Source organism: Paenibacillus sp. A3, assembly GCF_001399685.1.
Taxonomy (GTDB): Bacteria; Bacillota; Bacilli; order Paenibacillales; family NBRC-103111; genus Paenibacillus_G.
Genome location: NZ_JTHN01000065.1, coordinates 1 through 7,638, shown reverse-complemented (window position 1 = coordinate 7,638; position 7,638 = coordinate 1). Strand labels below are relative to the sequence as shown.

Below are 7,638 nucleotides of genomic sequence, written 5' to 3'. Positions count from 1 at the left end.
CCCCGGTATGGCGGAGCCGTCCTTCGGAAGCGACGGTGACGTTCATGACGGACACGGAAACGTTGGGCGGCAGGGAAGCAAGCACGGCGCGAAGCCCCGTTTGTTCATAAACGTTGTCGGCTGCCCAGATCACGACGGGAACCGGATTCGCGGAAAGACGGGGGAGCCATTCCCGCCAAGCTTCCATGTTGCTTTTCAGATACGGCAAGTATTGCCGGGCCTCCTCATTGGCGATGGTTTCCCGCCAGCGAAGACGCACGTCCTCCCAATTCTGCGAGGCAGCACAAACCAGAGGACCCGACATCAAGTCGTCTTCCCAATGAAGCACCGACTTGTCGGGTCTGGTTCCCATGGCAACCTTTAAACAGCCTTCCGCTGCCGCACCGAAGACGATCTGGACCGTCATCGGGACGTTGTCTCAGCCGGAGAAGCGATCTCCCCGTCGGGATCAAACGCTCCGTCCACGGCGTCCCATTCGTTATAAAACTGCTCCAAATACCGCTCCATAAAGCGGTGGCGCTCCTCCGCCAAGGCGCGGGCGGCTTCCGTGTTCATCAAATCCTTGAGCTTCAGCAGCTTCTCGTAAAAGTGGTTGATCGCCGTTCCCGGATGGCTGCGGTATTCCTCCGGCGTCATGTTCTCCCGGACCGGCAGCTCCGGGTCGTGCATCGGCCGGCCCTTCCAGCCGCCGTAAGCGAACACCCGGGCGATTCCGATCGCGCCGATCGCATCAAGACGGTCCGCGTCCTGCACGATCCGGCCTTCGGCGGTGCGCATCGGCTGGCCGCGTCCTCCTCCAAAGGACATCGTCGAAATAATGTCCATGACATGAGCACGGTCCGTTTCGTCCGTTCCCGCTTCGGCGAGCCAGTTCTCCACCTTTTGCAGTCCGGCTTCCTTGCTCGGGTTCAGCTTTTCATCGGCTACGTCGTGCAGCAGGGCCGCCAGCTCGCAGATGAACGTATCCGCTCGCTCGACTGCCGCCAGCCGCTTGGCCGTGCGGGTCACTCGGACAATATGCCACCAATCGTGGCCGCTGCTGTCTCGTTCCAGTTCGGCTCTCGCATAAGCGGCGGCCTGCTCCAGCAGCTTTTCTCGTTTGATCGGGTCCATAAGCGTATTCATCCTCTCCAAGTTTTGTATCGTCTCGCTATTGTACTATGCCTCAGAGCGGCGCGCAAAGAAGGCCGCAATCGCACGGATTGCCGCCGGGTGAGAAATCAATGAATAATAGCGGAAATAATAGAGGCTACTTGCCATATCGTCTAAGATAATTCAGGGGAAGCGCGCGCTTAACGTTGCATGCCTCCCCTGTGTGGATCATCGAGCCGATGCCTACACCTCCGTTGTCTCTTCAACCTGTGGCTCATCCGGCGGGGGAAAAGCCGGCAAGGACGGAACCTGCTGGCGGGATTTGTCCGCCGTCTTCCAAGGATGGCGCTCGTCGATCCATTTGCGGATTAACGCATTTACCAACGACGCCGACTTGGTTGGAAGCTGGTGGCCGACCTTGGGCAAGAAATGCAGCGTGCTGTCGGGCAGTCTGTTATGGAGGATATGGGCATACCGGTGAAATTCTTTATCTTTCACCCCATATAGGAGCAGGACCGGCGTTTGAATCTGCCCCAGCTTCTCCGTGCAGTTGTACGTCAGGCTGCACTTGAAGTAGTCGTTCACGTTCCGCAGCTGTCCTTCCTTGGCCGTGCGGTAAAGACGCCGGAACGTCTTCCATTTGTTCGAGTTGCCCCAAGCGATAGCCGCCGCGACAATCCGTTTGGCACGAAGCCCCATCAGCCCGACCGCCGCCCAAACCTCGCTGCGCCGGTACCAGTCGCTTAACTCCGACATGCCGCTGATCAGAATCGCCCCGTAGAACCGGTCGGGATAGCGGAGCATCGCTTCCAGCGCAACCGCCCCGCCGGATGAATACCCGCACAAATAGGCTTTTTTCAGCTCCAAATGGTCGAGCAGCCCGCCAATGTCTTCCGCCAGCAGACTATATGTAAGCTGCTCCGAGGACTGCCCGCTCTGTCCGTGGCCGCGAATATCGAACGCAATAATCTGGTACCTGCCCGAAAGCTGCTCCATCTGTTCCGCAAAATTGCTGCTCGTCAGCATCGGAGGATGAATGAACACGATCGGAACGCCGGAGCCTTTTACTTTATAGTACAGCGTCGTTCCGTTAATCTTGGCAAATGGCACGACCGCTTCGCCGCCTTTCTTTTCCAAATTGGAAGGGAAATGCAATTCCTAGCATGCCCTTCCCCTTCGCAAAAGATGCGCACTCACGATTCCATGATTAACGTAAGTCCGCAGGACGGACATTCCCGCTCTTCCGCCCTCACACGTGTCAAACAGGCCGGGCACTGCTCAATAGCTCCCGCTTGTGCACTGCATGCGTCGTCTTGCGACAGCGGCGCGTCTGAATCGGCCAAACCCTCGAACCAGTTGCTCACAGGCTTGCCGTCGATTTCAAGCACCTGCAGCTCATCCGACGGAAACCAGCGGATGATTCCGTTCCTGTCGCACACCGCAGCCACCATGATTTCGCCCGATTCTTCGTGCGGAAACCAATCGCCGCCAAGCAGGCCCGCTCTCTGCGCTTTGTAAGCTCCGAATCCTGGGCCCAGAAAAAGATATTTCTGTCCGCTCGGTTTATGCCATACGATCGTTGCCAACGGTTCGTCCTCCCGCCTTATGTAACTTTTACCCATTAGACCTGGCGAACCGCGAAAAGGTTGCTCGCTTGCAAAAACACCGGCCGTTCCGCCATTAGGCGAAACCGACCGGCTTTTCATTTAAAAGAAGGGAATGCGATTCGAGCCCGTTATGGAAACGGCAATCGATTACCCGGATGCCATCAGGCGTGTTACAAGCCAAGCACCTTGTTGACCGACTCGATGACGCGGTCTTTTTGAAACGGCTTGACGACAAAATCCTTCGCTCCCGCCGTAATGGCTTCCAGCACCATGCCCTTTTGGCCCATGGCCGAGCACATGATGATCTTTGCGTTGGGGTCGTGCTTGCGGATTTCTTTGACCGCTCCAACCCCGTCCAGCTCGGGCATCGTAATATCCATCGTGACCAAGTCGGGCCGGGCGGACAAATAAGCGTTGACCGCCTCCATGCCGTTCGTCGCTTCCGCCACCACTTCGTGTCCTTCCTCCGTCAGCATCGTTCGCAGCATCATCCGCATGAAAGCGGCATCATCGACAACCATTACTTTAGCCATAGGCAGAACCCCCAACCTTCTAAGGTGATGTTATATCTCTATTATGACAGAGCTTTATTAAGAAACTATTAGGATAAGGAACAATTTGTCCCTTTTTTTGCCGAAAATCATGAAAAACATATAATAACCGCCTAATACGTCACGGGACCTGCTGCTCTTCCCATTGCTCATTTCTCCCTTTGTCCATTCGCCTCATATAATTAAAAAACACAAAAAAACCGGGTTCTCGTGCACAAGAGAACGACCGGTTTCCCGCAAGCAGCGGGGGCTGTTATTGAAAATGCGTCTGGTAAGGCTGCTGCGGCTCCGCAGGCTGCACCGCTTGGATCATAGTGCGCATCGTATGGTCGGCCAGCTGCGGGGCTTGGTAGAAACCCTTGTAGTTCATGTATTGGAATATTTCCCAAGCCATCTCCTGGCAGATGTTCGCCGAGGTCGCATGGTACTGGCGAATTTGCGGATCTACGCATTCGCAGGCCCACAGCATGGCGACGGCGGATCCGGTTTTGTGCAGATTCAGCGCGATTGACGCGATGGATACATCGGACAGCTGCGTCGCGTTCGGGTTCGGTGCAGGCATGGACGGCTGCTGCAGTCCGGCTTGCGGTCTTTCGTAAATGCGCAGCTCCGGCGTATGCGGCGTCATGGCGATGCCTCTGCCTTGCAGCAGGCCGATGCCGTAATCGTAGCCCTCCAGCATCCGTCGCTGCTGATTGTACAAAATATCTTTCAAGTGCGTATCCTGCGCCATCGCAAAAAGAACGCCGTACAGTTCGATGTGCGCCGCTTTCGTGCGGACCGCCTCTTGGGTTTCCAGAAACTCGTGGGCGGCAAAACGTTGCTGCGTGTGCATAAAAACCTCCTGAACTGGAATGGATATTCGGAACACCGATAGTATGTCCAAGGATTGGAAACAATTATGCAGCACATATCCAAAATTTTGAAGAAAGCCGCAACTTGCAGCGTCCTCGCCGCGTCTAATGTGATAGATTTCACAAGGAACCGGGAGCGACGGCCTCCCATCGCGCAATAAAAATAAGCCGGTTCCCCGAAAGGAACCGGCTTCCAGCCTAGTTCGCAGCAGCAGACCCGCTTGTCGAGCCGTCGGGGTAAACGGTGAACGAGGAAACGCTGCGGGTGCCATCCGCGGCTTTCTTCACCGTCCACAGCTCGTACCGGTCGACTTGTCCGCCTGCGTTCCAACGAATGAACAGCTGCCCCTCCAAGTCGCCGCGTCGCAAGCCGTCGGCGTCGGCGCTGAGACCGCCGCTGCTGTAGCCCGCCGATGCTCCGAAATCGTAGCGCCACAGCTGCTGCTTGGAGCTGTCGATCAGCGTCAGAAAGGACGGTTCGCCCAACACGCTCTTTACGTCTTTGGCCTCCATACCGCGTTCGAGGCGGTACGTTGCCGCCCATATTTTTTTCTGTGCGTCACTGGCGTTCTTCGGCTCGGAAACGACCGAGACGGTGCGGGCTTCTTCGTCATAGGCAGCCCCGGCCCCCAAGTTCTCGGCCATGAAGCGAAGCGGCACATATGTATGGCCGTCATAATTCAAAATCGCGAACCGGGAGCCCGTATCGCGAACCTCTCCATTGAATTTCAATTTTACGGGAAACAGCGTCGCCCGGATTTCATCCGAGGCGTAAACGGCGGTAGAAGCGGCAAGCACGGCTCCGCAGAGCAGTCCAAGTATAAATTTTTTCATGAGTACCTCCTTGGATTCGTTGTTGCGGTCCTATTCATTATACTAGGAAATAAGACGAGGTTGGCGTGGAAAAAGGTTGCAAAATTGTTAATCGAGAGGGTGAATTTATGGAGAAAGGGCTTCTTCCCTTTGTAAAACGGACGGCGGTTTATGGGCTGAGCAAGCTTTCGGGAGCGGGACTTGGCATTGCCGCGGGGCTCGCCTACATGTGGGTGCAAAGCGATTTTGACGCCTTCGAGCCGTTCGAAGCGCTGCGGCCCGATGCGAGATTGAGTGCCGGTATCGGCATGTTTTTTTGGCTGATGCTGTACGGGTACGGCATGCTCGTTACGTTCACCATCGACGGGGTGGGGCGCTGGAAGCCTGCCTTCCGCAGGACCGCCGTCCAGGCTTTGCTCCATGCGGCCGCCGGACTTCTCTGCTTCTTGATTTTCCCGTTCCGCGCTCCGTTCCCTGGCAGCCTTGTCATCTCCGGAATCGCCGGAACGGTCGGAGCGGTCTTCGCCCTCTTCTTCTACGCGGGGAGCCGCTTGGGACGTCGGTCGGTTTGGGCCCGGGGCTTGCTTGGCCTCGCGCTTCCGCTCATCGTGCTGGGCGTCCAAGCGGCGTATCCCGATGGCGTGAAGCAGGATTGGAAGGAAACGAGAGGCGAAGGGTTGTACGAAGCCGAATTCCGTTATATGAACGGTAGGCAGAACATTCCGATTTATGCGAAGACAGGCCAGATCATTTCCTTTACCATGACGTGGGAGTCGGACAAGGGCGGCGGTTACGGCATGCAGGTGCGGGGACCGGGCGGCCCTAACGATTACGCCGATTACCGTCCGGGTCCGCCGCTCTCCGGCGACGACCCCGGATTCGGAGGAACGATCCGCGCCGACCGCGACGGCGAGTACGTCATTATAGCGAGCGGGGACCGGATCAAGGGTAAGCTTAAAGTGACTTGGACCGTGGACGGATGAATCAGCTTATTAATACGCCGGGGAAGCAGGGGCTTGCAGACTCCGAGCCAATAAAGGAACACGAATGCGTTATCCGTAAAGCGAGTGCACCCGCCAAAAACATAGAGGAACACACATTCTCTATTCATGTCGAATTTTATCTTGCCCGCCTGTTTTTCGACCAATAAATCATCGCAGTTCCTCTATTTTCCGAATTGCAGTATGCTAAGGCCAACTAAGGCATCTGCCATGCGCTATTATTAACAGTGACTGACTAAGGAAAGAGGGACAGGGCTAATGAATACCGAAAAAACAAATCCGCCTCTATATTACGAAACCCGAGGCGACGGGTACCCGCTGATCGTGCTGCATGCGCTGGCAACCGACCACCGGTCGATGATGGCGTGGATGGAACCGCTATTCGAACAGCGGCCGGACTGGAAGCGAATCTACGTCGATATTCCGGCTCACGGACGAAGCCCGGTCGAACCTTGGATGAAAACCTCCGACGACCTGTTGTCGGTTCTGCTGGACGGCATTCGGACAATCCTGCCGGAGAATGAACGGTTCGCGCTCATGGGGATGTCGTTCGGCGGCTACATGGCGCAGGGGATTTGGCATGCCGAGCACCGCCGGGCGGATGGGCTGTGTCTTCTCGCCCCGGCGCTTCACCGGAAGATCCGAACCCTCCCCGAACGAAGCGTGCCGGTCCAGGACGAGGCGCTGCTGGCGGAGCTCGATCCGGAGGTTCGGGCCGCCTTCGAAACGTTGGCCACCGTGCAATCGCGGGCGACCTGGGGTCTCTTCCGGGAGGAATGGCAGCCGGGGCGTCTGCTCGCCGACCGCACGTTTCTATCTTCGGACTGGCGTACGCAAGGGTACCACTTCCAATGCGATCCGATCCCGGAGGACAGCCGTTTTCCGCAGCCGACGCTGTTTCTCCTCGGACGGCAGGATGCGATCTGCGGGTACAAGGATCATTTTGCCATGCTGGAGTCGTTCCCTCGTGCGACCTATGCCGTATTGGACGGGGCCGGCCATCTATTGCAGATCGAACAGCGGAAGCTGGTGCAGCATCATGTCGGCCTCTGGCTCGATACGGTGGCGCGGGAGAAGCTGGCTTTTAGCTAACGGAAAATGAGAAAAACAGAAGCCCACCTGATCCTAAAAAGATTAGGCGGGCTTCTGTTGGAGACAACTGAAGATCAGGTCATTTTACGCTGGATATATCAAGCCGTGAATCCTAACATCCGTGTCATTGTAGCTTCTGTATTCGACTTGACACGTTCCGGGTTGCATGTAACTCTTTTTTTGACGTATGCCGTTTCCGTGAAATACGATATATGTGCTGCCTTGTGCGCTACGTATGAAGTACTTAATTTCATCAATAGATGTACCATCATAGGTTCGTTGCTGAACATCAAATTGAACACTCCCACCACCTGCGCTAATGGCGCTGAGGTGGGGGATTCTTGCGAACAGAGAAGCATCCTTCTCTTCTTGAGCAAGCGATCCCTGCGGTCCCCGCAGTTCAGTTGGCCTTCGCCAACAAACGCAGTCCTTCTTGCAAGATGTTCATGCTGGCATTGTGGTCACGGTCATGGTGCGTCCCGCATCCTGAACAGGTCCACGCTCGCAAGTTTAGATTTTTCACTTCGGGGTTGCGCGATTGGCATACATGACAAAGCTGACTGCTTGGATAGTTTTTGGCGACCATGCTGATCGTGCGACCATACCACGTTGCTTTATATTCCAGCAT

The 7,638-nt window shown here is 56.1% G+C and carries 10 protein-coding genes; 2 read left to right on the top strand and 8 right to left on the bottom strand.

Annotation, left to right across the window (positions count from 1 at the left end; all coding sequences use genetic code 11):
• From QJ48_RS09720 to QJ48_RS09690, 7 genes are all read right to left on the bottom strand, one after another.
• The coding region (locus QJ48_RS09720; RefSeq protein WP_157261576.1) for a DUF1835 domain-containing protein at positions 1-406 on the bottom strand (406 nt) is incomplete at its 3' end.
• Positions 403-1,113 (bottom strand): HD domain-containing protein, encoded by a 711-nt coding sequence (locus QJ48_RS09715; protein WP_054973430.1) that lies wholly within the window; start codon positions 1,111-1,113, stop codon positions 403-405. The genes QJ48_RS09715 and QJ48_RS09720, both read right to left, overlap by 4 nt.
• 222 nt (positions 1,114-1,335) lie before the next feature.
• On the bottom strand, positions 1,336-2,202 hold the full coding sequence (locus QJ48_RS09710) for an alpha/beta fold hydrolase (protein WP_054973431.1): 867 nt from the start codon (positions 2,200-2,202) through the stop codon (positions 1,336-1,338).
• 83 nt (positions 2,203-2,285) lie between these two features.
• Positions 2,286-2,678 (bottom strand): hypothetical protein, encoded by a 393-nt coding sequence (locus tag QJ48_RS09705; protein ID WP_054973429.1) that lies wholly within the window; start codon positions 2,676-2,678, stop codon positions 2,286-2,288.
• Between the two features lie 191 nt (positions 2,679-2,869).
• Entirely contained in the window at positions 2,870-3,232 is a 363-nt protein-coding gene (locus QJ48_RS09700; RefSeq protein WP_054973428.1) for a response regulator, read from the bottom strand.
• 271 nt (positions 3,233-3,503) lie between these two features.
• Positions 3,504-4,085: a spore coat protein gene (locus QJ48_RS09695; RefSeq protein WP_054973427.1), complete on the bottom strand. Its 582-nt coding sequence runs from the start codon at positions 4,083-4,085 to the stop codon at positions 3,504-3,506.
• Positions 4,086-4,302: 217 nt separating this feature from the next.
• Entirely contained in the window at positions 4,303-4,938 is a 636-nt protein-coding gene (locus QJ48_RS09690; RefSeq protein ID WP_054973426.1) for a stalk domain-containing protein, read from the bottom strand.
• A 107-nt stretch (positions 4,939-5,045) separates the two neighbouring features.
• Between QJ48_RS09690 and QJ48_RS09685 the strand changes: the two genes are divergently transcribed.
• Both QJ48_RS09685 and QJ48_RS09680 read left to right on the top strand, forming a co-directional pair.
• Complete coding sequence (locus QJ48_RS09685; protein ID WP_054973425.1) at positions 5,046-5,900, top strand: hypothetical protein; 855 nt, start codon at positions 5,046-5,048, stop codon at positions 5,898-5,900.
• Positions 5,901-6,176: 276 nt separating this feature from the next.
• Positions 6,177-7,010: an alpha/beta fold hydrolase gene (locus QJ48_RS09680; protein ID WP_054973424.1), complete on the top strand. Its 834-nt coding sequence runs from the start codon at positions 6,177-6,179 to the stop codon at positions 7,008-7,010.
• 400 nt (positions 7,011-7,410) lie between these two features.
• Here the strand turns inward: QJ48_RS09680 and QJ48_RS09675 are convergent.
• Positions 7,411-7,638, bottom strand: a 228-nt coding sequence (locus tag QJ48_RS09675) for a zinc ribbon domain-containing protein (protein ID WP_054973423.1), incomplete at its 5' end; no start/stop codon positions are given.